Origin of the sequence: Staphylococcus sp. HMSC067F07, from assembly GCF_001837405.1 — a bacterium.
GTDB classification, from domain to species: domain Bacteria; phylum Bacillota; class Bacilli; order Staphylococcales; family Staphylococcaceae; genus Staphylococcus; species Staphylococcus capitis.
This window is the reverse complement of the sequence record NZ_KV832208.1, coordinates 22083-48745: the sequence shown is the minus strand read 5'-3', so window position 1 is coordinate 48745 and position 26663 is coordinate 22083. Positions and strand designations below refer to the sequence as shown.

24 protein-coding genes and 1 pseudogene are annotated in these 26663 nt (G+C 32.1%); 6 read left to right on the top strand and 19 right to left on the bottom strand.

The window, feature by feature from the left end:
• Window positions 1-20 precede the first annotated feature (20 nt).
• The 3 genes from rsp to HMPREF2706_RS00285 all read left to right on the top strand — a co-directional run bounded on the left by rsp (window position 21) and on the right by HMPREF2706_RS00285 (window position 3311).
• On the top strand, window positions 21-2126 hold the full coding sequence (gene rsp / locus HMPREF2706_RS00295; protein WP_070862090.1) for an AraC family transcriptional regulator Rsp: 2106 nt from the start codon (window positions 21-23) through the stop codon (window positions 2124-2126).
• Between the two features lie 68 nt (window positions 2127-2194).
• Entirely contained in the window at window positions 2195-2617 is a 423-nt protein-coding gene (locus HMPREF2706_RS00290; RefSeq protein WP_002432565.1) for a pyridoxamine 5'-phosphate oxidase family protein, read from the top strand.
• 343 nt (window positions 2618-2960) lie between these two features.
• A complete protein-coding gene (locus tag HMPREF2706_RS00285) occupies window positions 2961-3311 on the top strand; it encodes a DUF4889 domain-containing protein (protein ID WP_002432288.1) in 351 nt (116 codons plus the stop codon).
• Window positions 3312-3481: 170 nt separating this feature from the next.
• On the opposite strand, the gene HMPREF2706_RS00280 is transcribed toward HMPREF2706_RS00285, so the two are convergent.
• The 3 genes from HMPREF2706_RS00280 to HMPREF2706_RS00270 all read right to left on the bottom strand — a co-directional run bounded on the left by HMPREF2706_RS00280 (window position 3482) and on the right by HMPREF2706_RS00270 (window position 6047).
• On the bottom strand, window positions 3482-4762 hold the full coding sequence (locus tag HMPREF2706_RS00280) for a cation:dicarboxylate symporter family transporter (protein ID WP_002432290.1): 1281 nt from the start codon (window positions 4760-4762) through the stop codon (window positions 3482-3484).
• 180 nt (window positions 4763-4942) lie between these two features.
• Window positions 4943-5308 carry a DUF3139 domain-containing protein gene (locus HMPREF2706_RS00275; RefSeq protein WP_049428394.1) on the bottom strand — a complete coding sequence of 122 codons (366 nt, stop codon included), beginning with the start codon at window positions 5306-5308 and terminating at the stop codon, window positions 4943-4945.
• Between the two features lie 109 nt (window positions 5309-5417).
• On the bottom strand, window positions 5418-6047 hold the full coding sequence (locus HMPREF2706_RS00270) for a nitroreductase family protein (RefSeq protein ID WP_002453908.1): 630 nt from the start codon (window positions 6045-6047) through the stop codon (window positions 5418-5420).
• Between the two features lie 165 nt (window positions 6048-6212).
• Here HMPREF2706_RS00270 and HMPREF2706_RS00265 point away from each other — a divergent pair.
• Together HMPREF2706_RS00265 and HMPREF2706_RS00260 are read left to right on the top strand one after the other, a co-directional pair.
• Window positions 6213-6659 (top strand): annotated as a pseudogene (locus HMPREF2706_RS00265) (MarR family winged helix-turn-helix transcriptional regulator).
• Between the two features lie 290 nt (window positions 6660-6949).
• Window positions 6950-7366: an Hsp20/alpha crystallin family protein gene (locus HMPREF2706_RS00260; protein WP_049428396.1), complete on the top strand. Its 417-nt coding sequence runs from the start codon at window positions 6950-6952 to the stop codon at window positions 7364-7366.
• Between the two features lie 101 nt (window positions 7367-7467).
• Here HMPREF2706_RS00260 and HMPREF2706_RS00255 read toward each other — a convergent pair whose 3' ends face one another.
• From HMPREF2706_RS00255 to HMPREF2706_RS00200, 12 genes are all read right to left on the bottom strand, one after another.
• Window positions 7468-8640, bottom strand: coding sequence for a nitrate/nitrite transporter (locus HMPREF2706_RS00255; RefSeq protein WP_023351214.1), 1173 nt, complete (start codon window positions 8638-8640; stop codon window positions 7468-7470).
• 320 nt (window positions 8641-8960) lie between these two features.
• A complete protein-coding gene (gene nreC, locus HMPREF2706_RS00250) occupies window positions 8961-9617 on the bottom strand; it encodes a nitrate respiration regulation response regulator NreC (protein WP_002432902.1) in 657 nt (218 codons plus the stop codon).
• Window positions 9618-9635: 18 nt separating this feature from the next.
• The gene (locus HMPREF2706_RS00245; RefSeq protein ID WP_030062322.1) at window positions 9636-10670 is read right to left on the bottom strand and encodes a sensor histidine kinase; all 1035 of its coding nucleotides are present in this window, start codon (window positions 10668-10670) and stop codon (window positions 9636-9638) included.
• Between the two features lie 9 nt (window positions 10671-10679).
• Window positions 10680-11132: a nitrate respiration regulation accessory nitrate sensor NreA gene (gene nreA / locus HMPREF2706_RS00240; protein ID WP_002432590.1), complete on the bottom strand. Its 453-nt coding sequence runs from the start codon at window positions 11130-11132 to the stop codon at window positions 10680-10682.
• A 19-nt stretch (window positions 11133-11151) separates the two neighbouring features.
• Entirely contained in the window at window positions 11152-11829 is a 678-nt protein-coding gene (narI, locus tag HMPREF2706_RS00235) for a respiratory nitrate reductase subunit gamma (protein WP_023351211.1), read from the bottom strand.
• Window positions 11822-12412, bottom strand: a complete 591-nt coding sequence (narJ, locus tag HMPREF2706_RS00230; RefSeq protein WP_176746155.1) for a nitrate reductase molybdenum cofactor assembly chaperone — start codon at window positions 12410-12412, stop codon at window positions 11822-11824. The genes narI and narJ overlap by 8 nt, the downstream gene beginning before the upstream one ends.
• A complete protein-coding gene (gene narH / locus HMPREF2706_RS00225; protein ID WP_002432673.1) occupies window positions 12390-13943 on the bottom strand; it encodes a nitrate reductase subunit beta in 1554 nt (517 codons plus the stop codon). The genes narJ and narH overlap by 23 nt, the downstream gene beginning before the upstream one ends.
• Window positions 13933-17616: a nitrate reductase subunit alpha gene (locus tag HMPREF2706_RS00220; RefSeq protein WP_070862086.1), complete on the bottom strand. Its 3684-nt coding sequence runs from the start codon at window positions 17614-17616 to the stop codon at window positions 13933-13935. Before HMPREF2706_RS00220 ends, narH begins: the two co-directional genes overlap by 11 nt.
• Window positions 17617-17831: 215 nt before the next feature.
• Window positions 17832-18770: a uroporphyrinogen-III C-methyltransferase gene (cobA, locus tag HMPREF2706_RS00215; protein ID WP_049428399.1), complete on the bottom strand. Its 939-nt coding sequence runs from the start codon at window positions 18768-18770 to the stop codon at window positions 17832-17834.
• A complete protein-coding gene (gene nirD / locus HMPREF2706_RS00210; protein ID WP_002432729.1) occupies window positions 18761-19075 on the bottom strand; it encodes a nitrite reductase small subunit NirD in 315 nt (104 codons plus the stop codon). Before nirD ends, cobA begins: the two co-directional genes overlap by 10 nt.
• 3 nt (window positions 19076-19078) lie before the next feature.
• Window positions 19079-21484 carry a nitrite reductase large subunit NirB gene (gene nirB / locus HMPREF2706_RS00205; protein ID WP_049428401.1) on the bottom strand — a complete coding sequence of 802 codons (2406 nt, stop codon included), beginning with the start codon at window positions 21482-21484 and terminating at the stop codon, window positions 19079-19081.
• A 96-nt stretch (window positions 21485-21580) separates the two neighbouring features.
• Entirely contained in the window at window positions 21581-22300 is a 720-nt protein-coding gene (locus HMPREF2706_RS00200; protein ID WP_002432663.1) for a sirohydrochlorin chelatase, read from the bottom strand.
• A 343-nt stretch (window positions 22301-22643) separates the two neighbouring features.
• On the opposite strand from HMPREF2706_RS00200, the gene nikA reads away from it, so the two are divergent.
• A complete protein-coding gene (nikA, locus tag HMPREF2706_RS00195) occupies window positions 22644-24119 on the top strand; it encodes a nickel ABC transporter substrate-binding protein (protein WP_049428403.1) in 1476 nt (491 codons plus the stop codon).
• A 112-nt stretch (window positions 24120-24231) separates the two neighbouring features.
• Here the strand turns inward: nikA and HMPREF2706_RS00190 are convergent, their stop codons facing one another.
• The 4 genes from HMPREF2706_RS00190 to HMPREF2706_RS00180 form a co-directional block, all read right to left on the bottom strand.
• Window positions 24232-24768, bottom strand: coding sequence for a GNAT family N-acetyltransferase (locus HMPREF2706_RS00190; protein WP_064212209.1), 537 nt, complete (start codon window positions 24766-24768; stop codon window positions 24232-24234).
• A gap of 171 nt (window positions 24769-24939) precedes the next feature.
• Window positions 24940-25761, bottom strand: coding sequence for a formate/nitrite transporter family protein (locus tag HMPREF2706_RS00185; RefSeq protein WP_023351202.1), 822 nt, complete (start codon window positions 25759-25761; stop codon window positions 24940-24942).
• Between the two features lie 146 nt (window positions 25762-25907).
• A complete protein-coding gene (locus tag HMPREF2706_RS12170) occupies window positions 25908-26084 on the bottom strand; it encodes a hypothetical protein (protein ID WP_030063344.1) in 177 nt (58 codons plus the stop codon).
• A gap of 84 nt (window positions 26085-26168) precedes the next feature.
• Entirely contained in the window at window positions 26169-26636 is a 468-nt protein-coding gene (locus tag HMPREF2706_RS00180) for an SRPBCC family protein (protein ID WP_047796655.1), read from the bottom strand.
• Window positions 26637-26663 lie beyond the last annotated feature (27 nt).

Sequence of the window (26663 nt, the reverse complement as noted above, 5' to 3'; positions counted from 1 at the left end):
ATTATACTATAAATTCAACTTTGCAACAGAACCTAAATATTTATCAACAGTATCATTCACCCCCAACTCGAAATATCAATCGAATCATTTTAATGTTCTCACTTACAAATCATCTAGAAATTACGATTAATGGTGAAACTAAAGATTTAGATAATCATATTGCTATTATTAATCAAGCTGATATTTTTTATGTAAATCAATCCTCGAACTTGGTTATGCTCTCTATTCCTGTATTTTATTTCTATAGTGAGGATGAAAATTTCTTCAAATGTTATTTTGATCGACATTTACTTCAATCTAGCGGTTTTGTAAAAAATATTATTTTACAATCAATTCATCATTATATGAACGAAGAAGAGCAAGATACTCAAGCTATTTCAAAAATTATTCAGACTTTATTTAAGGAAACAGTGATAAGATACAAGGAAAAATATATCCCTCAAGTTGCTATCAATCATCCAATATTTATCCAAGGACTTAGCTACATTCATTCCAAAGTTTCAGATACGTTATCATTACGCGAAGTTGCAAATTATTGTAATATTTCTGAATCATATTGTTCAAATTTATTTGTTCGCTACTTAAATATGAACTTTAAAGATTACTTTACAAGTTTAAAAGTCATTTATGCCATAAAATTGCTATTATCTACAGATGATTCAATCAATGCGATTTCTGAACGCTCTGGTTTTAGTAGTCATACGAACTTCACTAATCAATTCAAAAATCATCTAGGCTTTAGTCCCAAACAATTCCGTTCTATGATCTCTAAAATTTCATTAAATCCAGTAATGGATTTTAGCCAAACTCATTTTTTAGATTACAAAGATTTAATCAATCAATTTGAATTTAATGATCAATTAGCAACTGAAATTACTGAGATAGATCTTAATCAATTTAATCCTAAAGATCATACCAAAAGCTCTAAAGCATTTATCCGATTTGAAAACTTTAACAAATTATTCCAGTTCGTTTTTAACGAGTACTACGATATCGATTTCTCTTATTTGCCACAACCCGTAGTATTTATCCAAGATATTAACGATATCGCAATTAGTCATATTAACCTTAATTTGTTAAATCGTTGTTTTGAAAAGTTATTCGAAATGGATATCGGTCTAGCAATGCAAATTAATTCTACGCAACAATTTGAAGCAATTAATCAAATCATATTATCATTTTTACAAAGCAATCAAGATTATAAGAATAATAAAAAGCTAGTTAAACTCATGCTTGTTTTTAATTCAGAATATATGACTGTAAACGAAATCCATTTATGCCATTTAAAAATTAAAAATAAAAATCGTGAAATTAGGTATGGTATCACCGTTGAAGGTTTACTTCGTGATTCGCCTTCCATTGATCAAACTTACGATATAATGAAACGTCTTAACTTTGATTACTATTTCATTGACATTGAGAATCTTGAAACTAAAAATTTGTTATTAACCAAACGTAAGACATATCATCATTCATCTACTCATTTTGAAAATTACAAGCAATTTATGCTAGATTCAGGAATTCCAACTACAAATTTTGTATACAATAATTTATCACTTAAGTGTTTTAAGTATACTAATAATGGCACTAATCCATTACAGTTATCAGATTTAGTATGTCACCTTATCGCCCTTATGAGATACGGTGGTGGCATAAGTTATCAACTTATCGACGATCACTCACAATATATAGCTTTATTTAACAATTATGGTAGCCCTTTACCTTTAATGCACATTTATAAAATGGGTGATTCATTTGTCGACGAACCTTTAGAACTTGGGAATAACTATCTAATAAACCGTAAAGATGGAAATTATCATATCTTATTATTTAATAAAATCAATGATCGTTATTTATCTGATAGTAAACAGAAGTTCATTTTCAAAAATAATTTAAAACAGAATTCACTCATTATTATAAAAACGTTAAATAATGAGCACGGTTCAATCCAAAATCTACTTCCTAAAAGCAAAGAATTATTATATATAGAACGTAATATACTTGAAGAATTAGATAAATGTAATCGCCCTAAAACAGAATTAGCTATTCAAGAAGAAAACAACAAACCATTCCAAATGACTTTGAAGCATGATGAAGTTAAATATATATGTTTTAAACCCATTTAAGTGTTACAAGTGTCTGAGTTTATCATCATCAATGAATGGATATAGTAACTATTAAGGAGATGATGATTTTGGATAAACAAAAAGCAACTCAAGCAATTGAAAAAGTATTAGAAACTTCTAAAGTTGGCGTATTATCAACTGCTTATAATAACAAACCTAATAGTAGATATATGGTTTTCTATAATGATGATTTAACTTTATATACTAAAACTAGTATCAATTCAGTAAAAGTTGATGAAATTGAAGATAATCCACACGCTTACATTCTTTTAGGCTACAATGAGACAACTAATAATAGCTTTGTTGAAATTGATGCTCAAATTGAAGTAGTTAAAGATCAGAAAGTCATTGATTGGTTATGGGAAACACAAGATAAGACATTCTTCGATTCTAAACAAGATCCAGAATTGTGCGTCTTAAAAGTAATTCCTAAATCAATTAAATTAATGAATGATGATGAGTTAGATACTCCTATCACAATTGAAATTTAATATTTTAAAAGATACCGGAGAGGACAATGACATTGATTTGTTCCTCTCCCTATTTGTTTTTAAAATTTCTTTTATAAGAAACTCTGTATATTGGTGGCCTTACCAGTAAGGTTTAATATATTTGTAAGAAGAATAATAAAGACGTATTTTCAATTTAGTTATCTATTCCGAATGTTTTAAAATACTAAAATAGTTTATATATTAGCCAAGTTTTACGTTTTAAATATTATAATTTTATGAATTTTGAAAGTGTTTTATTTCGTGATTTTTGAAAATATGATTGCAATGTAATCTCAAGTTCTGTATAAATGAAGTAACAAAAATAAAGGAGTTTTATTCAACTATGAAAAATAAAAAAGCTTTAGGTTTTGGACTTATCGCAATTATGCTTGTGCTGTGTATCGTACTTGTCATTATGATGATGGTAGGTGGTAAAAAAGATACATACTACGGTATTATGAAAAATAGTACTACTATAGATAAAATGATTAGCGAAAAAGATGAAAAAATTGAAAAGAATGTTAAATTACCTTCGAACGCTAATGTTTCTGTAAAAAAAGAAGACTTTGTAATGATCTTTAAAGATGAAAAGTCAGGAAAAATCACAAAAGTTAAAAAAGTAAAACACGATGATGTACCTCATGGTTTAATGTCTAAAATTCATGATATGAAAGGCATGAACCACGGCATGTAAACGAATATTGAAAGAATTAAAAAGACCTTGAAGTGGAATAATGTTCCCCACCTCAAGGTCTTTTTAATTTATTTATGTATATTGTTTTCATTTGTCTTGCGACAAATGCATAAGCGAATCTAAAAACTTAAGTTTTAAGATTCGCTAAAAAAAATGTCAGATATAGATTTTTATAGTGAATTAAGATACTTTTGGCCTTTTTCTTTATCGTATACCTTCTCCCATTTCGCAACAACAATCGTTGATAAAGCGTTACCCATTACGTTAACGCATGTGCGAACCATGTCTAGTAATCGGTCAATTCCGATAATTAATGCAAGACCTTGTGCTGGCAAGTGCATAGAGCCTAATGTTGTTAATAAAACTACAATAGAAACACCTGGAACCCCAGCCATACCTTTAGAAGCAATCATTAACGTAGCCATTAACACTATTTGTTCTGTTAACGATAAATGTACATCATACATTTGAGCTACAAATAATGCTGCAATTGATTGATATAATGCGGATCCGTCTAAGTTGAATGAATAACCTATTGGAATAACGAATGACGTTACATCTTTTGGCGCACCAAAATTTTCCATTTTCTTCATAATAACTGGTAATACTGCTTCTGAACTTGAAGTTGAAAATGCTAGTAACAACTCGCTTTTTAAAATTTTCATGATTGAGAAGATACTAACTCCAACCATTCGAGCAACAATTCCTAATACAACTACAACAAAGAAAATCATTGCTCCAACTACTACTAATAGAAGTTTTAATAATGGAACTAAAGCTGATACTCCAAATGTCATAACAGTTGTACATATAAATGCAAATACTCCTATTGGAGCAAGTTTTAAGATTTTATTAATCATCCAAAACACTGCTTCTAATGTGCCACTTAGAAAACCTTTAACTGGTTCAGCTTTTTCTCCTATTGCTGCGAGACCTAAACCAAAAAATACTGCAAAGAATATAATTGGTAATAAATCACCTTTAGCTAATGATTCAAATAGATTGGTTGGCACAATATTTACAATAGTATCAATTAAATGATTACCGTATGTAGAAGCTTGTTCAGCTGAATGTGCAGAAGATTGATATTTAGAAATGTCACCTTTAGGTAGTTTATTATAATCTAATCCGGCACCTGGTTTGAACAGGTTACCAATTATAATACCTAACCCAATAGCAACTGTCGTTATAATTTCAAAGTAAAGGATTGCTTTCCATCCATAACTGCCTACCTTTTTCGAATCCCCTAAATTCGATATAGACAAAGCAAGTGCACAGAATACAATCGGAATAATGATCATTTTTATTAAATTTAAGAATATGTCACCAAAAGGCTTTATATAATTTGCTAAATTATCTTGTCCAAATAATAAAAGTCCTACGATGACACCTAGTACCAAAGCAATAATAACTTGCGTTGGTAAACTTATTTTTCTCTTGAATAGAGCCATAATGCAAACTCCCCTTCATCTGACATCACTTAATTATATCATATAATATTAAAATAGCTACTTAAATTTTAAAGCTATTAATAAATAAAATATTTATGACTTGAAGTCAAATATGTTCTTAATAGTGAAAAAACACACGACTTCAAAGTGAATCATGAAGTCGTGTGTACTCTAAATTATTTATTTTGATGGTTTATAATTTTTATCAAAATCACTATGTTTCGCTTTCTTTATGCTTTTCTTCGTTTCACTATCAAAGCCTTCTACAAATATACCTTTATTCGTACTAATTGGTTGCATAACATAAGTGACATTAGATTCGCCTTTGAAAACGATTTCTTTGTAATACATCCCTTTTTTAGCACTATATAAGTTATCTTGCTTTTTAATTTTATCTTGTAAATGATGTTCTTTGATATAACTATCCATAAGTTCGATATTTTTATGACCTTGATAACTTTTTAGACCAAAGAAAAATACTATAGCTAAAATAAGTGAAATGATTAATATAATAATTATTCTTAAAATGACTTGTTTTCTACTCATGATAGAAACTCCTTTTATACTTATCTTATTAAGTATGAACTAAAAGTTGGTTATATAAAAGAGATTATTCAACATTGTAACAAAATGTTCTCATCTCATGAATATTACTTTATAAATATTCTCTCACTTCATGAACAGGTAATCTTACAGAACCATGAGCTTCTTGAGCTTTTTTACCAATAGCAATTGCTAATACTGGGACATATCTATCTGAATCATAACCAATAATCTTAGCGATATTTTCTTTATCAAAGCCACCAATAGGATTTGTGTCATATCCATAAGCTTTAGCAGTTAGCATAAATTGCATAGCCATTAAACTACTATCAATATTTACAATGTCCTTCATACCTTCTCTTGACAAACTTTTATAATAAGGAAGAATCCATTCTAACATTTGAGTTTTAATTTCCTCTGTCATATGGGCTTGGTCTACTGCATCATTATAAATTTGTTCAGCTTTTTCGTAATTTTGTAAATCTCCGAAAATAATCACCATAGCCGAAGAAGTAGTAAGTTGTCTTGAATTAAAACCAAAAGCTTCTTTGATTTTTTCTTTTCCTTCGTCACTCTCTACAACAGCAATTCTCCATGGTTGCATATTAACTGATGAAGGCGCCTTTGTAGCTTTAGTAATCATTTCATCCATTTCTTCATGAGGAATTTTATATTCACTATCGAATACCTTTACTGATTTTCTTCCGTTAAGTACTTCATTGAAATCATTTAATCTTGTCATGAGATAATACTCCTTTATTCTGTATTTATTTGAGTTTCAAAATCAAACAAAATATATTCAAATGTCGTCTAAATTTAATTTAAAACAATTTGATTATAGTGATGAAATCGGCACTTGACAAGTCATACACTTCATAATATTGTTACTTTAACAAGGAGTGATTAAATGTATGTAGAGAATAGTTATTTAAGTAAACAATTATGTTTTTTATTTTATGTTTCTTCAAAAGAAATCATAAAGAAGTACACAAATTACCTCAAAGAGTATTAATTAACATACACAGGGTATATTGTACTAATGGCGATCGAAAATGATGAGAAACTTAATATTAAAAAACTAGGTGAGCGAGTCTTTTTAGATTCAGGCACACTGACACCACTGCTCAAGAAATTAGAAAAGAAAGATTACGTTGTTCGAAGTCGTGAAGAGAAAGATGAACGAAATCTTCAAATTTCACTAACAGAACGAGGTAAAGAAATTAAAAAACCGTTATCTGAAATATCAATGAAAGTCTATAGTGAATTCGATATTAATCAAGATGAAGCTAAAGAATTAATTGAAAACTTGCAAAATTTTGTATCTAAAAATTTTGACAATAGTATAGAAAAGTGATACTTGTAGAGAAAAAGACAAAAGTAGACTTTTTGAAAATCTTAGGCAAATTCAACTTCAGCATTAACGACACAATTTAATAACATCAGTATGTATAGTAAGCTTTTGTCTTATTCTCTCGTACAATTTTTGACTTTTTTTATCCCCTAATTCCTACTAAACTTATAGAATACCTATTTATTATTAAGTGTTATCACTTTACCTCTTTTCGCTCTCTTAATATAATGTAGTTGAAAAATTATTCTAATATATTCTAACTACTCATTTAACACTTTAAGGAGTGAATTCTAATGAATAATAATGATTTTTTCAATAATAATTTCTTCAAAAATGATCCTAGTGAATTATTTAAAGACTTAGGGAAACAAGTATACAATCAATTTTCATCAAGAGCATTTCCTACTAATATTTATGATAAAAATGGTGCTTATGTATTAGAAGCTGAACTTCCTGGTTTAAGCAAAGAAGATATTTCACTTAAATTTGAACAACATATTTTAACTATTAAAGCATACAAAAAAATCAATAATGAAAATTATAAATCACAACTTAATGAACGTTCTAATGGTGAATTAGAAAGACGCTTTGAATTCGATGAAATTGATAAAGAAGGTATAGTAGCTAATTACACTGATGGCGTATTATATGTCACATTACCTAAACAAATCAATGAAGATGACAAAGCTACTACAATTTCAATTCAATAATAATAAAAGAACCCTCAACTCTGAAAAAAAGTTGAGGGTTTTTACTGTATAATATGCATAAATATGTTAAATACAATTATTTATCTACATATTAACTAACATTAGTCACTATAGAGTGTTGTACCTATTTCAGTTTCTTTTTTATATAAATGAACCATTGTGATTAAAGCGATAAGTGCAAATAGTACTAATAAACCAAATGCAAGATGACTTGAACCTGTTAGTCCTGTGACAAATGTAATCACTAAAGGTGGGAAGAAACCACCCAAACCTCCCATCATAGAAACAATTCCATTTGCAGAGCCTGCTTCTTTCGAGAAATAAGAAGGTACTAACTTAAACACGAGGCCATTACCTATACCTGCACAAACGCTTATAGTTAAACAACCAATAGTAAAATAGATGATTCCATCGAATAAAGTTAAAATTAAACCTCCAATAATCATTATTACAAAATCTATAATGAGTACTTTCACAGCATTAAATTTATCCCCTAAAACGCCACCAAGTGGACGTAAAAATGTTGCAAGAGCTATAAAAATACCGGATCGAATCCCTGCATCTACCTTATCGATAGTAAAATGATGCACTAAATAATTTGGTAAGAATAATCCAAATGCCACAAACGCACCAAATGTTATGAAGTACCAAAAACTCAAATAGTATAATTTATAATTTTTAGCCAATACTTTGACTTGAGATATTAACGGTACTTTGACTTTAGGTTCTTTATTATCTCCCAATAAGAACATTAATACTGCAAACAAGCTGATAATGATTAAATAACTTCTTACGGTATTTTGCCACCCTATTAATCCTGCCAAAACAGGTGCACAAAAAGATGAAATTGCTGTTCCTATATTGCCCATTCCATAAATCCCGTTAGCTAAACCAACTTTATCTTTTGTAAAATATTTAGGTAGCGCAGTTACTCCTACTGAGAATATCGCCCCACCGACTCCAAGAAAGAAGCCACAAATTATAAGCATCGTCGTACTTTGGGCTTGTCCTAAGAAAAATATTGGGAATAGCAATACTATAAAACTACTAAAGAATACCCATTTGGCACCTATAATATTTGTAAGATACCCAAAAGGAACTCTTAAAACTGATCCTAAAATAACAGGTATAGCTAAAATAATAGAAATTTGACTAGCAGAAATTTTAATATCTTGAGTGATAAATGGCATTAACGGAGATATAATACTCCACGCCATAAAACCTACTATCAAACTAAACGTTTGTAATGTAAGCTGGTAAACTCCTTTTTTCATTTCTTTTTCACCTTCATTAAGTTGATAGAATAATGATTAGTACCATGTCTATTTTTAAGAGAGGTCAAAATAATGAAATCTATAAATAATACATACGGGAATAGACATAGTACTAATTACAACTTTATTTTAGTTTTATTGTGAAAAAATGAACATAAGGATTTACCCTTAATATACTCAGCTTTTTCCCTATAAAAAGTATTAAAAGTTAACTCTAAAAAATAAACATCGTATGATACCTGCTAATTTTAAAGCACAAAAAATCCTAAAAAATGATGAGCTTATCATCTTTTAGGACTTGATTAATCAACAGTATGTTTTTAAAACTCGAGTAATTTCTTTTTTAATGCATATTCTACAAGCTCAGGTTTGCTCTTAAGGTTGAGTTTATTCATAATGTGCGTTTTATGTGCTTCAACTGTTTTCACTGAAACAAATAACTTTTCAGCTATATCTTTATTACCATAACCTTTTGCAATAAGCGGTAGAATTTCAAGTTCTCTTTTTGATAATATCTTAAAGGGATCTGAAGAATAACTCACTTCTTCCTGATGAGATTGATTAATAAACTCATTTACTAAAGAAGTGGTCATCTTCATATCTACATATGTTTCTCCTTTATATACTGTTCTTACAGCTAAAATTAATTGCTCATCAGGTGCATTTTTTAAAATATATCCTTTCGCTCCACTTTTTAAAACGTGAAATAGGTATTCCTCATCATCATACATCGTTAAAATAAGAATCTTAGTTTCTGGAAAACTTTCTGAAATTTTACTTGTAGCGACTAACCCTGATTCACCAGGTGGCATGCTCAAATCTAAAATTAAAACATCTGGTTTATACTCTAAAACCTTTTGATATGCTTCAACACCATCAGCTGCTGTTGCGACAACTTCCATATCTTCTTGGTAGTTTAATATCATCGAAAATCCTGTTCTTACTACAGCGTGGTCATCTGCTATAACGATCTTCACATTCATTCCCCCACTATTTTAAATAGGTATGTCTAGTGTGACTATGGTTCCTTTATTGAGGTGTGATTCAATATTAATATTTCCATTTACTAATTCCGCACGCTCTCTCATACCGTAAAAGCCTAGTCCTGATCCTCTGGGCTTGTCATCCAAATTAAAACCTTTACCTCTATCTACTACTTCCGCTAACAAGCGATGTTCACTTTTACTAATATGAACCTCTATTTCATTTACTTCTGCGTATTTTAACGCATTTAGAACCGCTTCTTGAATCACACGATAGACAACAGTTTCAACTTCATTATCAAACCGTAATCCTTTAATATTGGAATGGTAATTAATTTGAATACCATAATTTTCTTCAAATTGCTTAAAGTAGGAATTAAAAGCGGCTTCTATGCCTAAATCATCTAATGACGAAGGACGTAGTTCCACTGATAGATTACGAATGTCATCAATGAGTTGCGACACTAAACCTTCTATTTGTTGCGTACTTTCAACAACTGTTTCATCTTGAAACTTGTATTTTAATAGTCGTAGTTCAACATCAATATTTAACATTTCTTGAATCACGCTATCATGTAATTCACGAGAAATGCGCTTTCTTTCATTCTCTTGGGCTTGTATAGATTTGTGAAGCATTTTCTGTTGATACATTTTCTCCTGTCTTTCAATTTGTGGAGAAACATTTTGCAAAGTAAAAGCACTAATTCCTCTTTCATCATCAATAGTTTGATAAGTAGCTGTATAAGGTTCTATTTTATTGTCCTTTGTCTTCATAAATACTTGGAAGTTTGATTTCTGCAAATGATTCGCTTCTAAAAAGCATTCTTCACATGACTGTAAATCATATTCATTGGAATATCCTTCACAGCGATTGCAAATGGCATGCGTCATTGCTTTATAATTATCTTCTTCAGATAATATATCTCTAGCAGCTCCGTTCATTGCAATAATTTTGCCAAGACGATCGACAAAGACAATCTTTTCAGTCGTAGTATCATAATATTTATGCAACAAGTCTTCTACATTTAATTCAAATTTATTTAGCATCATATTCACCTAATTCGTTTCTGTAAAAAACCCTATTTGACTTTGAATATCAAGTTGTTCTAAAGACTGTGGCAGAGGATGATGATTTCTTTGACCTAACAATAATACTCCATACATTTGATGTTCAAGCCATAGTGGAACTGCTACAACAGCTGTTAACGATTCATTCAAAATAATTGGAAAGGCAATTTTCTCTGCTTGAGTTAGTGCTGTATCTACATCAGCAATTACCATGCGTTTTCCAGTTTTCATTACAGTCCCAGCTAAACCTCTTCCTTTTCTTAATATAATTAATTTATATCGTTCATTCGTATTACCTGAAACATATTTCCATTTGATTGGCGATGATCTAAGCGATCGTTCATACATCGCAATCCCCCCAAAATCATAACCACCATCTATTCTCAATCGGTCTAAATTATTCTGTAAACTTTGATTGTTTAATAAGGATTCTGGTCTCAATTTTCCCATCCTCTCGTCATCAAACTTTATTCTTGCGGTAAATAATATATCTTCTGTTCATATATGAAATCGGTACACTCCATACGTGGACTAATCTTGTAAATGGCCAACAAGCAAATATTGTAAATCCTAGTAAAATGTGCAATTTAAAAGACCAAGGGACGTGAATCATAAAATCAGCATTAGGTGTAAACATAAACAGATGTCTAAACCATATCGCTATAGTTTGACGATAATCAAAATCAGGTTGAACCGCGTTGGTAAAAATTGTTGAATAACAACCCATAATTAATATAATCACTAATAAAATATTAACGAAAATATCAGAAGTTGAACTAAGTTTCCTAACATTTTTAATAGTTAATCTTCTTGAAGTAAGAAGTATCATTCCTAACAATGTCATTATACCAAAAATACTACCAATATATACTGCTCCTATGTGATAGATGTGATCATTGACACCTATAGATTCAAGCCAATTTGCTGGAATCAACAAACCTACAACATGACCAAAGAATACTGGAATCACGCCAAGATGAAACATCAAACTTCCCCATTTTAACTGTTTCTTTTCAATTAATTCACTTGATTTAGCCGTCCAAGAAAATTGATCATATTTATAACGAGCAATATGTCCAATAACAAAAATACTTAAACATAAATAAGGATAAATGACCCATGTAAATTGATTAAGCATGATTTCCCACCTCTTTATTAGAAACAATACATGCTTTTAAAGTTTGTCTTAACGCTTTGATGACATACGCATAAGGATTGTTATTTTTAGTAAGATGATTAGCCATCTCATAAGTTCCATCCTCAATAATCATGATGATTAATTTTAAATTGTCTTCTGCACGAACATCATTTTCCCAGCGAGCTACTTGCAAAAATTGAAGCATTAATGGTAAGTAATCCGATAATTCATTGTCTATCATTTTAAGACCAAACATTTCATATAACACTTTAAGTTTAGCTAACATTTGCCCACGTTCTTTTTGAGTATCAAATCGATTATATGTCATGTAAAGAGGATAGTTTTTACTGAAATCAAATGTATCTGTATAAATTGCTTTAATTTCTGACAAAGAATAATTCATTATAATTTCTCTAAATGCACATAAATCTTCGTATGCTGGGTGAGATGCTTCAATTGTTTCTTGAAACACATTAGGGTGAAAGGTTAACTTTTCTGGAAAGTTAATTTGTTGGCCCAAGTAACCTAAACTTTCTTGATATTGAGCTAATTTCTGAAGATTAATCACGGAAAATCCCTCCATAGAAGTTATCATTGTATATCTCTTGTCCTGATTTACCTGAGCCAACTGCTACACCACAACCTTCACAATTTGCACCAAAGTATTCTCCACCATAACCTTGACTACCTTGTGCTCTATAGGTATCTAAATATGTTTCTTTGTGCGAAGTTGGAACAACAAAACGATCTTCATATTTGGCAATTCCTAATAAACGATACATGTCATTTAATTGACTTTCTGTTAAATTCAATCGTTCAAGCTTAGACACATCGAATGGTTGTTGAGTCACTTTCGCTCTCATATAGCTTCGCATCATCGCCATTTTTTGTAACCCTAATTTTATTGGTGCTACATCACCAGCAGTTAATAAATTAGCTAAATATTCAATAGGTAATCGCATCTCTTCTATTGCTGGGAATATCATATCTGAGTTATTTCCAGCATTTTGCCCTTCAAAATAGCTCATAATTGGACTTAACGGTGGACAGTACCATACCATCGGCATCGTTCTAAATTCTGGATGTAATGGAAAAGCCATCTTATATTCCACTGCTAATTTATACACTGGAGAATTTTGAGCTGCAGTAATCCATTCATGACTGATACCTTCTCTTTCGGCTTCGGCAATCACCTCTTCATCAAATGGGTCTAAAAATAAGTCTAGTTGTTTTTCATATAAATCCTCTTCATTAGTTGCAGAAGCCGCTTCTTGCACTCGATCTGCATCATATAACATCACACCTAGGTATCTCATTCTACCTGTACATGTTTCAGAACACACTGTTGGCATGCCCGCTTCGATTCTAGGAAAACAAAACGTACATTTTTCTGCTTTATTCGTTTTCCAATTAAAATATACTTTTTTATAAGGACATCCTGTCATACAATAACGCCAACCTCGACAAGCGTCTTGGTCAACTAATACAATCCCATCTTCATCTCTTTTATACATTGCGCCTGAGGGACAAGAAGCAACACAACTTGGATTAAGACAATGTTCACACAAACGTGGTAAATACATCATAAACGTTTCATCAAATTGAAATTTGATATCTTCTTCAATTTGTTGAATGTTAGGATCTTTAGGACCTGTAACGTGGCCACCGGCTAAATCATCTTCCCAGTTAGGCCCCCACTCTAAGTCAAGCTTGTCACCAGAAATGAGAGAGTGTGCCTTAGCAACAGGAGAATGTTTCCCCTCCTTAGCAGTAGTTAAATGCTCGTAATTATATGTCCAAGGTTCATAATAATCTTTAATCAAAGGCATATCTGGATTGTAAAAGATTTTACCTAAAGCAATTTTTGACCATCTATTTCCAGATTTTAATTCAAGTTGACCTTTCTTATTTAACACCCAACCACCTTTATAATGGCTTTGATCCTCCCAACGCTTAGGATAGCCAACACCAGGCTTTGTTTCTACATTATTAAACCACATATATTCAGCACCAGGTCTGTTAGTCCAAGTGTTTTTGCATGTCACACTACATGTATGACAACCAATACATTTGTCTAAGTTCAGCACCATTGCTATCTGCGCTTTAATCTTCAAGCCAATTCACCTCTTTCATTTTTCTTACCGCAACATATACATCTCTTTGGTTTCCAATCGGACCATAGTAATTAAAGTGATAACTAATTTGAGCGTAACCTCCAACTAATTGTGTAGGCTTTAGGTGAATTCTAGTAGGTGCATTATGAGAGCCTCCACGAGTATCTGTAATTTCTGAACCAGGTGTTTCAATATGTTTATCTTGTGCATGATACATAAACATTGTTCCTTTAGGCATACGATGTGATGTTACAGCTCTCGCAGTTACAACACCATTTCGGTTGTACACTTCTAACCAATCATTGTCTTTAATGTCATGTTCTTCTGCATCTTCGTTTGATAGCCATACTACAGGCCCACCTCTAAATAGCGTTAGCATACGTTCATTGTCCTGATAAGTTGAATGAATATTCCATTTACCATGTGGGGTTAAATATCTAAGTACTAAAGCATCTTGCCCACCTTTAACCTTCTTATCTCGTGTTCCAAATACCATTGGTGGTAATGTTGGTTTATAAACGGGTAAGCTTTCTCCAAACTGTTGAAATATTTCATGATCGATATAATAGCTTTGTCTACCTGTTAATGTTCTAAATGGTACGAGTCTCTCAATATTAGTTGTGAAAGGAGAGTATCTTCGACCATTTTTATTTGAACCTGGAAATACCGCCGTTGGAATTACTTCTCGTGGTTGTGATGTTATATTCAAAAATGAAATCTTCTCTGAAGCACGAGCTTGAGAGATATCCTTCAATGGCATTCCAGTTTGATGTTCTAAATCTTCATAAGATAGTTGTGATAATTTCCCATTAGTCGCAGAGGAAATATTTAATATTGCATCTGCGACTTTACGTGCAGTGTCAATTCGAGGTCGATGATTTCTTACCGAATTTTTATCATTATCATTCCATGTACCGAGCATGCTTTTCAGTTCTTCATACTCATCTTTTACGCTGAAACTTACTCCATGAGCACCTACGTTGGCTTTTTCAAGTAAAGGACCAAGCGTGACAAATTTATCGTAAATTTTAGTGTAATCACGTTCTACAATGGCAAAGTTGGGCATTGTTTTTCCTGGAATACCTTCAATTTCACCTTTCGACCAATCTTTAACAATTCCAAATTCAGAACCTAATTCTTGTTTAGAATCATGACCTAGAGGTGTTGTTACAACATCTTTGAATGTTCCTGGTAAATAATCCTTTGCCATTTCTGAAATTGCTTTACTTAAAGTTTTATAAATATCCCAATCTGAGCGTGATTCCCATAAAGGATCTATCGCAGGATTAAAAGGATGTATAAATGGATGCATATCTGTTGAAGATAAATCGTGTTTTTCATACCAAGTTGCAGCTGGTAGAACGATATCGGAATATAAAGGCGTCGCAGTCATTCTAAAATCTAATGACACTAATAAGTCTAATTTACCAACAGTATCTTCTCTCCATTTAATTTCTGAAGGTTTATCATCTTCATTAGGTTCAGCCATTAAACCTGACCGTGTGCCTAATAAATGTTTCATGAAATATTCTTGTCCTTTAGCGGAACTGGATATTAAGTTTGATCTCCAAACAAATAGTGTTTTAGGATGGTTCTTTCTTAAATCTGGATCTTCAATTGCAAATTGAGTCTCTTTATTTTTTATTGAGTCAATTGCTTTTTTAAGAATAGCCTCATTAGAGTCGTTCCCTTCCTCTTTGGCTTCTTCTCCGAACAACAGACTATTTTTATTAAATTGAGGATATGAAGGTAGCCAACCTAATCGGGCAGCTGTCACATTGTAATCTGCTGGATGTTGATGTTTAATATTCTCAGCTAATGGTGATTTAAATTGATCAACATTTGATTCCTCATATTTCCATTGATCTGTTGCAAAATAGAACCAACTTGTACCATTTTGTAAACGTGGCGGTCCTTGCCAATCCTTAGCAAAGGCAACAGTATTCCATCCTTCAATAGGTCGACACTTTTCTTGACCTACATAATGTGCCCAACCGCCTCCATTGACTCCTTGACATCCACAAAGCATTACTAAATTTAAAATCGAACGGTAAATCGTATCTGAATTAAACCAGTGATTAATGCCTGCGCCCATAATAATCATAGACCGTCCATCTGTATCAATTGCATTTTGAGCGAATTCTTTAGCAACTTGAATGACTAATCCTCTATTGATACCAGTAATAGATTCTTGCCATGCTGGTGTATATTTGGATTTAACGTCATCATAGGATTGAGCTTCAAGTTCATGGTTAAAACGTTGAATACCATATTGACTCGCCATAAGGTCATAAACAGTTGATATATATACTTCTTGATCATTAGACAATCTAATCTTGCGAGATGGAATAGGTCTCTTAAACACGCCGTCACCCTTACTATCAAAGTATGGGAACTGGATAGTTTGTAATTCATAATCTTCTTCAACCATAGATAAAGCCGGATTAATTTTTGTTCCATCTTCATTCTCTAATTTTAAATTCCATTTCTTACCTTCTTCCCAACGCTGGCCCATCGTTCCATTTGGTACTACTAATTGTTGACTTTCACAATCAAAAATAACTGGCTTCCATTCACTATTCTCACTATCAATACCTAAATCACTTGCTCGTAAAAATCGACCTGCTTTATAACCATTTTCATCTTGATCTAACATAATCACGAACGGCATATCAGTATATTGCTTCGCATAATTGATAAACATATCGTTAGGTTCATTTTCATAAAATTCCTGTAAAATAACGTGCGTCATAGCTTGCGCTACTGCAGCATCTGTACCTGGATGAGCCGCAAACCAATTGTCAGCAAATTTCACGTTTTCTGCATAATCTGGTGCAACTGAAATGACTTTAGTCCCTTTATATCTTACTTCAGTCATAAAATGTGCGTCTGGTGTTCGTGTTAATGGTACATTGGATCCCCACATGATAATGTAAGCAGCGTTATACCAATCACTCGATTCAGGTACGTCTGTTTGTTCTCCCCATATTTGAGGTGAAGCAGGAGGTAAGTCAGCGTACCAGTCATAGAAGCTAAGCATTTCTCCGCCCAATAGATTAATAAATCTTGCTCCTGAGGCATAACTAATCATAGACATTGCAGGTATAGGAGTGAATCCTGCAATTCGGTCAGGACCATCTTTTTTAATCGTATATAAAATTTGTGCTGCAATAATATCTGTTACGTCTCTCCAGTTTGCTCTAACATGACCACCTTTTCCTCGAGCTTCTTTATATGCTTTAGCTTTATTTTCATCTTCTACTATAGAGGCCCATGCTGCGATTCGATTGCCGTTATTTTCCTCTAATGCTTGAGTCCATAAATCTAATAATTTCCCTCTAATGTATGGATATTTTACTCTTAGAGGACTGTACTCATACCATGAAAATGAAGCGCCTCTTGGACATCCACGAGGTTCAAATTCCGGCATATCAGGTCCGCAACTTGGGTAGTCAGTTTGTTGATTTTCCCAAGTAATCACTCCGTTTTTAACAAATACTTTCCACGAGCATGAACCAGTACAATTGACGCCGTGAGTCGTTCTAACTACCTTATCATGGCTCCATCTTTCACGATACATTTTCTCCCATTCTCTACTCTTTTGCTCTAAAACTGACCAATTTCCATTAAACTTTTCAGTAGGCTTAAAGAAATTTAATCCAAATTTTCCCATTAATGACATCCTTCCACTTTGAATGCTTTTATCATTTCGCATTTATATCGTAGTATTCGTGTTCACAATGATTGTACATTTTTTCACAAAGTTTTAATATTAGGGAAATACCTAATTGAATAGTTTTAATCCCTAAAAAAGGGACGACAATATTGAATTCGAGTGAATCCAATTTGTCGCCCCACGCTTCCGAGGAGTATCAAAATTAATTCTATTTATACTTGAATATAACTAATATCGTGTTGGTCCATTATATTTTTGTATAATACTTGTTGAGTATGATGGTAACTATTATCAAAATTAAGTAAACAATTCTTCCCTTCTTCATACAATGCTTCAGCTTTTAACATAGCAGTTTCTTTATCTCCATTAATCACGTACAAAATATGATTGATATCTTCCATGGTGCTATCCAATACCATTTTATCTATTTCATTCACCAATGGACCTAATATACAAATTCCCGGTTGTCCCTCTGAATTATCTTCATTTAATAGTTGTTCAATCGTACTTAGATTCCCGGTAATCACTTTTTGATTATAGCAAGTAGCATTAAAAACGATAGCTATTGGATAATCTTCACTAGTATAATTTTTAATTTGTTCGATGATTGCACCTAGTCGTTTAATTCCCATGTAAATGGCCAAAGTTCCACCATTCATTAAATTTCTTATATCAATATCTTTATTAGTAGACTCTTTAAAATGTCCAGTTGAAAAAGTTACACTCGGCGCTATTCCTCTCATAGTTAATCCTATATTGAGAGAGGCCACTGCAGCACTTGCTGATGTCACGCCTGGTATAATTTCATGTTCAATGCCATATGATTTTAAAGTATTAATTTCTTCAGTAACCCTGCCAAATATAGCAGGATCTCCACCTTTTAAGCGTACAACACATTGGTATTTTTCAGCCATTTGAACTATTTTTTGATTGATATCCTCTTGTTGAATGTGTTTGCAGTAAGGTTTTTTCCCTACATCAATCAGTTCAGTTTGAAAACTTGAATACTGTAGAATAAGAGGATTGACTAAACGATCATAGAGAATGACATCTGCATTTCTAATGATACGTTCTGCTTTTTTAGTTAATAAATTAGGGTTACCAGGTCCTGCCCCAATTAAATATACCTTTCCCATTGATTTTAAAGACATATATAAACCTCATTATCGATAACCTCAACAGTATAGGTTTGGACACAACCTGAATCTGGCTCTTGTACTTTTCCAGATAACAAATCTATTTTTTGGTCATGTAAAGGACAGTAAACATAATTTCCACTTACAGTCCCTTCAGACAATGGACCTTTTTTATGCGGACAGATATTACTTACAGCGTAAACATCTCCCTTTTCAGTAAGAAATATTCCAATTTCTTTATTATCTACAATGACTTTTTTACCTATAAGTGGTGTTAACGCATCTAATGTTGTAACTTTCACCTTTTCCATTGCTTTCATCTCTTACACCTTCTCAACTTCAAAGATTTTTTGTGCATTTTTATTTTCTACAATGGCTTGCCATGGTTCATTTTCTATAGCTTTTTTCGCTTCCATAATTCTATTAAATAATTCTTCTTGTCTTTCTTTATCTAATAAAACTTCTTTCACATTTTCAAAACCTAATCGACGAATCCACGGTGCAGTTCTCTCGGCATAAATACCAGTTTCTCTATAATATTGCATTAAAGCACCGCATAATTGAATGACTTCATCTTCAGTTTCTACTGTTGTTAGTAATTGTCCGACTGTAACATCAGTACCTCCATTGCCACCAATATATATTTGGTATCCATTTTCAACTGAGATGACACCGAAGTCTTTCACACCAGATTCTACACAACTTCTAGGGCAACCGGAGACGCCCATTTTAAACTTATGAGGTGTATCAATATATTCGAAAGTTTTTTCGAGACGAATACCTAGACGAGTTGTGTATTGTGTACCAAAACGGCAAAATTCTTTTCCGACACAACTTTTTACAGAACGCGTTTTTTTACCATAAGCGGAAGCTGAACGCATCCCTAAATCCTTCCATACATTAGGTAATTCTTCTTTGTTTAAGCCATATAATCCAATACGTTGTGATCCTGTTACTTTTACGAGTGGCACATTGTATTTCTTAGCAACTTCTCCAAGTTTAATAAGCTGGTCTGGATCTGTTACGCCCCCTCTCATTTGAGGTATGACAGAAAATGTACCATCATTTTGTATATTGGCATGATAACGCTCATTTGCAAATCGAGAGTCTTGTTCATCTTGATGCTCAAATGGATATACCATATTTAGATAATAATTAATTGCAGGACGACATTTAGGGCATCCATTTTTATCTTTAAAATTCAACACATGTCTTACTTCCTTGGATGTTTTAAGACCTTTAGCTCTGATTTGAGTCACAATTTGATCTCTAGTAAGTTCTGTACAACTGCATATTCCTGAAGGTTTTGCAGCTACAAAGTCATCCCCGAGTGTATATTGAAGTATTTCTCCTATTTGTTTTTTACATTTACCACATGAATTACCTGCTTTAGTAGATTGGGTTACTTCATTGACAGATGTAAGACCTTCTTTAGTAATAGCGTTCACTATCGTACCTTTATTGACACCATTACAACCACAAATTGTTTCATCATCTGCCATATCAGCAATTGAAACTGAACATGTATCATCACCTTTGTGTAATAATGAGACAAGCGTATAATCTTCGAGGGATTCATGTTTCTTCATCATATTATAAAATCGAGATCCATCATCTGTATCTCCATAAAGTACTGCTCCTACAACTTGTCCTTGATTTAAATATACCTTTTTATAAATATTGTCAATGCTATTAAAAATCTCGATACCGTGTATGTCATCATTTTCAACAATCTGACCAGCACTGTATAAATCACAACCAGAAACCTTTAAAGAAGTGAAAGTTGTTGACCCTTTGTAACCTTCTGTTTCATTTCCAGTTAAATAGTCAGCAAGAACTTTACCCTGTTCATAAAGTGGTGCAACTAAACCATAAACTTTACCATTGTGTTCAGCACATTCTCCAATTGCATAGATATTTGAATCGGACGTTTGTAGAAAATCATTGACTACAATACCTCTTTGAACATCTAATCCAGCATCTTTAGCCACCTCTGTATAAGGTCTAATTCCTACAGCCATAACGACTAAATCTGTCTCAATCACACGTCCGTCCGCTAATTCAACAGCTTCAACATCCTCATCACCTATAATGCGTTTTGAGTTGGCTTGCAATTCAAATTTCATGCCTTGCTTTTCAAGATCCGCCCTCAACATATCGCCAGCTTTTCTATCCAGTTGCATCTCCATTAACCATTCAGCAAGATGAAGTACTGTGACATCCATACCTTGGTCTAATAAACCACGTGCGCACTCTAATCCAAGTAGCCCACCACCGATGACAATAGCTTTTTTCTTTTTACTAGCGATATCGATGATTTGTTCTGTATCTTGTATCGTTCTCCACCCGATAACACTCGGTAAGTTAGACCCCTCAATGGGTAACACAAAAGCTTTAGAACCTGTTGCGAAAATACAAATATCATATTCTAGTTCTATACCTTTTTGTGTAATAATTTTTTTAGATTGTCGATTTACCTTTTCAACTGGGTCATTATTGATAAGTGTAATATGATTTTCTTCATACCATTCATAACTGTTCATAATCGTCTCTTCGACAGTCATTTTATTTTGTAAAATATTGGATAACATAATTCGATTATAGTTTGGATAAGGTTCTTTACCGACTACTGTGATATCATAGCGATTCGCATCTCGACTAATCAGTTCTTCTATAGTTCGTATACCTGCCATACCGTTACCAATCATTACTAATTTTTGTTTAGACATATATATGCTCCTCTAATGTAAAAATTAATCTATAATTTATTACTAAAGGATTGGTAAAAGAGTCTAAACTAAGGAAGCTAAGTATTTAGTGATTATTTATACAGCTAATTGTTCTATACGTGCGCGAATAATTAATTTTAAAATGTGGTCAAAATTAATAGATGGTGTAATATGAAGATTACAATGAATATCCATTTCTGATATTAAACGCTTAACTTTATTAACTAAACGGCCATCAAATAAAAATAGCGGTACGATGATTAAATCATCGTATTTTTTAGATATTTCATCCAAATCATTTTTAAATGTCATTACACCATATAGTGCTCTCGCGTATACTGGTTTATTTGAATCAATACTTTTCACAAATTCTTTTAATTCTTCATGGGCTTTTGTGAAACGACCACTACCGTTACCATGTGCAATGATGACTGTTGCTACATTCGCATTAGCTGGTAAGTCTACATCTGCCATTCTTCTTTCAACTAAATCCTTCATATAAGGATGCGTACCAAGTGGCTCACTCATTTCACTATTAATATGAGGATATTTCTCTTTCATGCTTTTTAAAATCTCAGGTATGTCGCCTATATAATGCATCGCTCTGAATATAAGTAAGGGTACAATTCTAAATCGTGTCACACCTTGCTTAATCATTTTTTCCATAGTCAATTCAAGATTTTGTGTATCACTTTCTAAAAATGCAAGCTCATAATGATAATCTTCATCTTTTAAAAGTGTAGTAATAAACTCCTCTAGTGCCTCATTTTGTTGACCTTTCCTCATACCGTGTGCCACTAAGATATTACCTATCACTATTACCAATCCTTTCATCTGCATTGTATAATAATTTTTTGATTAATTGTGATTTTATTCACATTATTTTTGAAAAGTAGGGAATACCCTTATCTCAAACATGAGGGGAATTCCTCATAATAAATGTCATGTCATTAAATCTGACGAAAATTTTAAATTTTTCTTTATAAGTTATATAATCAATATATTGGTAGTTAACAAATATGTCTAAAATTAAAAATAATAAGGTTTAACATCATAACGCAATCACTTCAAACATAAATACTAAATAAATGTTACTTTTAATGTTAGACATAAGTTGCTTCAATAAATTCAATGTTCATGTTAAGAAAGGACTTGTTTAATGAAGAAAATTTTAATCCTTACCATATTAGTATCTTTTATTTTAGCAAGTTGTGGAGGGAAATCAAACTCTGATAAAAATACATTAAATGTTGAAATTCCCTTGAAAACAAAATCAATCGCCCCCTATGAAACCGATATTCCTGTTAAAGTAGGTGCTTTGGAATCACTTTTCAAAATGTCAAAAGACGGTAAAGTTAAACCATTACTAGTTAAAAGCACACATCAAAAATCTGATAACACCCTCGAATTGACATTAAAAGATAATATTAAATTCCAAAATGGTCATAAATTGACTGGGAATGCTGTGAAATCAAGTTTAGAAGAGGGAATGAAAAAAAGTGATTTATTAAAGGGGTCATTACCTATTAAATCAATTTCTGCTAAAGGTCAAAAAGTGACGATTACTACAGAAGAACCTTATCCAGAATTAAAATCAGAACTAGCCAGTCCGTTTGCGGCAATTTATGATACTAAAGCCAAAAGTAAAGTTACCGACAAACCAGTCGGAACAGGTCCATACCAAATAGATAACTATAAACGCGCACAGAAGCTTGAACTCACAAAGTTCAAAGATTATTGGCAAGGAAAACCAAAACTCAATAAAGTAAATGTCACTTATCATGAAGATGGTAATACACGCGTTGATAACTTATTATCTGGTAAATCGGATTTAACCACAGATGTTCCTATCGATCGTATAAGTGATGTAAAAAATTCTAAGAAAGCTAATATCCAAAATACATCAGGTTTCCGAACACATCTACTGTTATACAATCATCAAAGTAAAAAGATTAATAAAAATGTTCGAGAAGCATTAGACATGGTTATTAATCGTAAAGAAATCGCTAAAAACATTTCTAAAAATTATGCTAAGCCTGCCTCAACTCCATTTAATGATCGATTAAAAAATGTGGAAAACGATAAAGTTCAACCCCAAGATATTGAAAAGGCTAAAAAATTATTAGCACAAGAAGGATTTAGTAAGTCACATCCACTTAAAATTAACATGGTCACATACGATGGTCGTCCAGAATTACCTAAAATTGGCCAAGTGATCCAATCAGAAGCTAAAAAAGCTAATATTGATATTCAGTTACGTAATGTAGATGATATAGATGGTTACCTTAAAGATCCAAAAGCTTGGGATGTGTCTATGTATAGTTATTTAACTATACCTCGAGGAGATACTGGCTATTTCTTCAATACTGCATATTTGCCTAACGGTGCACTCAATAAAGGACATTATAATAATAAAGAAGTCACTCAACTTATTAAAAAATTAAACACCTCTTTTGGTGAAAAACAACGTGCATCAGTTACCAATGAAATTTTAGAAAAGTCTAAAGGAGACATTCCAAATAGTTATATTACGTACAATGATCAAATTGATGGCGTAAGTAGTAAAGTTAAAAATTTCAATGTCACTCCTGAATCAATTTACCTTATTGATTACAAAGTAAGTAAAAAAGAATAATTATATAAAAACTCCCTATAAAGTATTCAATTTGAAATGTCTACTTTATAAGGAGTTTTTTATTTTACTAATAAAGACTTTTAATACTTAGACAATGATACTCATAGTTGTCTTAAAATGGTGGTTGCCCTAATATTTGTTCTTCAAAACGTTCAGGGATTAAAATTTTACGCATTATGACTCCTAAATCACCATCATCATTTTCATGTTCAGCATATACTTCATAGCCTCTTTTTTCATAAATTTTAAGTAACCAAGGATGGAGTCTTGCAGAGGTACCTAAAGTTACAGCTGCCGCTTTTAATGTATCTCTTAAAAAATCCTCTTCAACATAACGTAGCAATTGACTACCATAGCCCTGACCATCATAAGATGGTTTAGTCGCAAACCACCATATAAAAGGATATCCAGAAATACTTCTCACACTGCCCCAAGGATAACGTACAGTAATTGTAGAAATAATTTCATTGCCCTTTACCATAACAAAGGTCGTATTGTTTTCTAAATTATTTTTAACCATTTCTAAATCTGCATTGACTGAAGGCCAATCAATTCCTAGCTCTCTTAATGGTGTGAAAGCATCATACATTAATTGATGTAGCTCCTCTGCATCTCCCATGTTGGCAATTCTTATATTTGTCTCTGACATAATTTCACTCCCAAAATCTAACATTCTACTTGAATAATAGGCTAACTTTTAATCAAACGAACGTCCATTGATTAAGCTTAAGAAGCTCAGACTATATTTAAAGTTGTTTTCAATTTTAACCATCTTTTTAAAAAAATAAGCAGATCCATCTATATGAACCTGCTTAACCAATTATTCAGTTAAACTATCACGTTTCCCATTAAGATACGCGTAAACTAAACCAACACATATACCGCCACCGATATAGTTACCAATAAATGCAAAAACAATATTCTTTAACACGTCTAACCAAGACAATGCCTCGATATTAAAGAATATCATTCCTGCATAAAGACCTGCGTTAAATACTACGTGTTCATAACCCATAAATACAAAGACAATCACACCACAAGCGATGAAAAACGCTTTTGCTAAGCCCTCTTTAAATTGTAGAGAAATGAAGATGCCAATATTGATAAAGAAATTACAAAATATACCTTTAATTAATATACTCAACCATGTAGATTCAACTGTTTTCTTATGTACCAGTGTCGTTAAACTATTGGTCATCTCTGGTGTCATTACATGAGAAAATTTAAGTAAGAAGAATAGTATAAATCCACCGACAATATTTCCTATGAAACAAAAGATGAATATCCACGTCACTTTCTTCATACTTATAACTTTATAATACCAGCCGACGGTTAAATACATGAAATTACTTGTAAGTAATTCAGAATGAGTTAATACAACAAGCACTAGCCCTAAACTAAATGAAATTGCACCCATCAAATTGATTAAGCCGTCAATATGTGTTGAAGCAAATTGGGTTTTGATTGCTAACATAAACACTGTAACAATTGAAAGTAAAAAACCGGCCATCATTGATTTTAAAGCATATCGACTCGGAGTTTTATCAGCCATAACCTCTTTCATTTGTACTTGCCCGGCAATATTTTGAACAATTGTCTTTGTTGCATGTGTATCTTGAACATTTTTATTATTATGTATCATGCGATCCTCTCCTTAATTAAACTCAACATTTATAATAATACATTATATTAATTCATCTATGTATTGTGTATCTCTATAATAAAATTTCTAATAAAAATATCGCCCTGTACCTAGGGCGATATAAAGCTATTCACCTTTAGTTATAGTTAATGTTTACGTTGTGCTAAAAAATGTAAACTATACGCGAAAATGCCATAACCCAATGCAGTTCTTAAAATAAATCTCAGCATTTTATTAGATACACAATTTGAGTTAATTACGATAGACGAGATGCCTGTAGTAAATGTGTACAATCCCAATACTTTTAAATATCTTTTTTTCATAATAATACCTCTTTAACAAATAATTGATTTCTATACCAATTATAATTGAAAAAAAAGCGACTGACTCTGACAGATTTTTGACAACTAAGATTTAAGTAACTTATCTAATTGATCTAAAGTTGAGTCCATCCCTTGCTCAACGCCCATATCTAATGCTTGTTGAGCTGCTTCTTGAGTTGGAAATACTGATGTTGAGGTAACTGTTGTTTGGCCATTTTGCTCTTCAAAATTCATGAAAATTTGCATACCAGGCATTGAAGTATCTTTCTCACCTTTAGAATTAGCAAAGTAATCTAGATATTCAATATGATTAGGTTTGTCTACTTTTTGATATTCAGTAACAGTATAACTTGTCATGTTAGGCGCTTGAATCGCGAAAAACGCCTCTCCACCCTCAACAGCGTTAAAATGATAAACCTCTATTGAAGCGCCTTTAGGATGAAACCACTGTTCAAATAATTCTTTCTTAGTATAAGCATCAAATACTTTTTCAATAGATGCTTGAAATGTTCTAGAAAAAATAATTCTATTTTTTTCTTTTTTAATTGGCATAACGAACCCTCACACTTTATCTTTTAT

Bases quoted from the DNA above. Each gene is read 5' to 3' on its own strand.
- HMPREF2706_RS00285 (WP_002432288.1), top strand. From the start codon at position 2,961: ATGAAAAATAAAAAAGCTTTAGGTTTTGGACTTATCGCAATTATGCTT.
- HMPREF2706_RS00280 (WP_002432290.1), bottom strand. From the start codon at position 4,762: ATGGCTCTATTCAAGAGAAAAATAAGTTTACCAACGCAAGTTATTATT.
- HMPREF2706_RS00275 (WP_049428394.1), bottom strand. From the start codon at position 5,308: ATGAGTAGAAAACAAGTCATTTTAAGAATAATTATTATATTAATCATT.
- HMPREF2706_RS00270 (WP_002453908.1), bottom strand. From the start codon at position 6,047: ATGACAAGATTAAATGATTTCAATGAAGTACTTAACGGAAGAAAATCA.
- HMPREF2706_RS00260 (WP_049428396.1), top strand. From the start codon at position 6,950: ATGAATAATAATGATTTTTTCAATAATAATTTCTTCAAAAATGATCCT.
- HMPREF2706_RS00255 (WP_023351214.1), bottom strand. From the start codon at position 8,640: ATGAAAAAAGGAGTTTACCAGCTTACATTACAAACGTTTAGTTTGATA.
- HMPREF2706_RS00245 (WP_030062322.1), bottom strand. From the start codon at position 10,670: ATGCTAAATAAATTTGAATTAAATGTAGAAGACTTGTTGCATAAATAT.
- narI (WP_023351211.1), bottom strand. From the start codon at position 11,829: ATGCTTAATCAATTTACATGGGTCATTTATCCTTATTTATGTTTAAGT.
- narJ (WP_176746155.1), bottom strand. From the start codon at position 12,412: ATGGAGGGATTTTCCGTGATTAATCTTCAGAAATTAGCTCAATATCAA.
- HMPREF2706_RS00220 (WP_070862086.1), bottom strand. From the start codon at position 17,616: ATGGGAAAATTTGGATTAAATTTCTTTAAGCCTACTGAAAAGTTTAAT.
- cobA (WP_049428399.1), bottom strand. From the start codon at position 18,770: ATGTCTTTAAAATCAATGGGAAAGGTATATTTAATTGGGGCAGGACCT.
- nirD (WP_002432729.1), bottom strand. From the start codon at position 19,075: ATGAAAGCAATGGAAAAGGTGAAAGTTACAACATTAGATGCGTTAACA.
- nirB (WP_049428401.1), bottom strand. From the start codon at position 21,484: ATGTCTAAACAAAAATTAGTAATGATTGGTAACGGTATGGCAGGTATA.
- nikA (WP_049428403.1), top strand. From the start codon at position 22,644: ATGAAGAAAATTTTAATCCTTACCATATTAGTATCTTTTATTTTAGCA.
- HMPREF2706_RS00190 (WP_064212209.1), bottom strand. From the start codon at position 24,768: ATGTCAGAGACAAATATAAGAATTGCCAACATGGGAGATGCAGAGGAG.
- HMPREF2706_RS00185 (WP_023351202.1), bottom strand. From the start codon at position 25,761: ATGATACATAATAATAAAAATGTTCAAGATACACATGCAACAAAGACA.
- HMPREF2706_RS12170 (WP_030063344.1), bottom strand. From the start codon at position 26,084: ATGAAAAAAAGATATTTAAAAGTATTGGGATTGTACACATTTACTACA.
- HMPREF2706_RS00180 (WP_047796655.1), bottom strand. From the start codon at position 26,636: ATGCCAATTAAAAAAGAAAAAAATAGAATTATTTTTTCTAGAACATTT.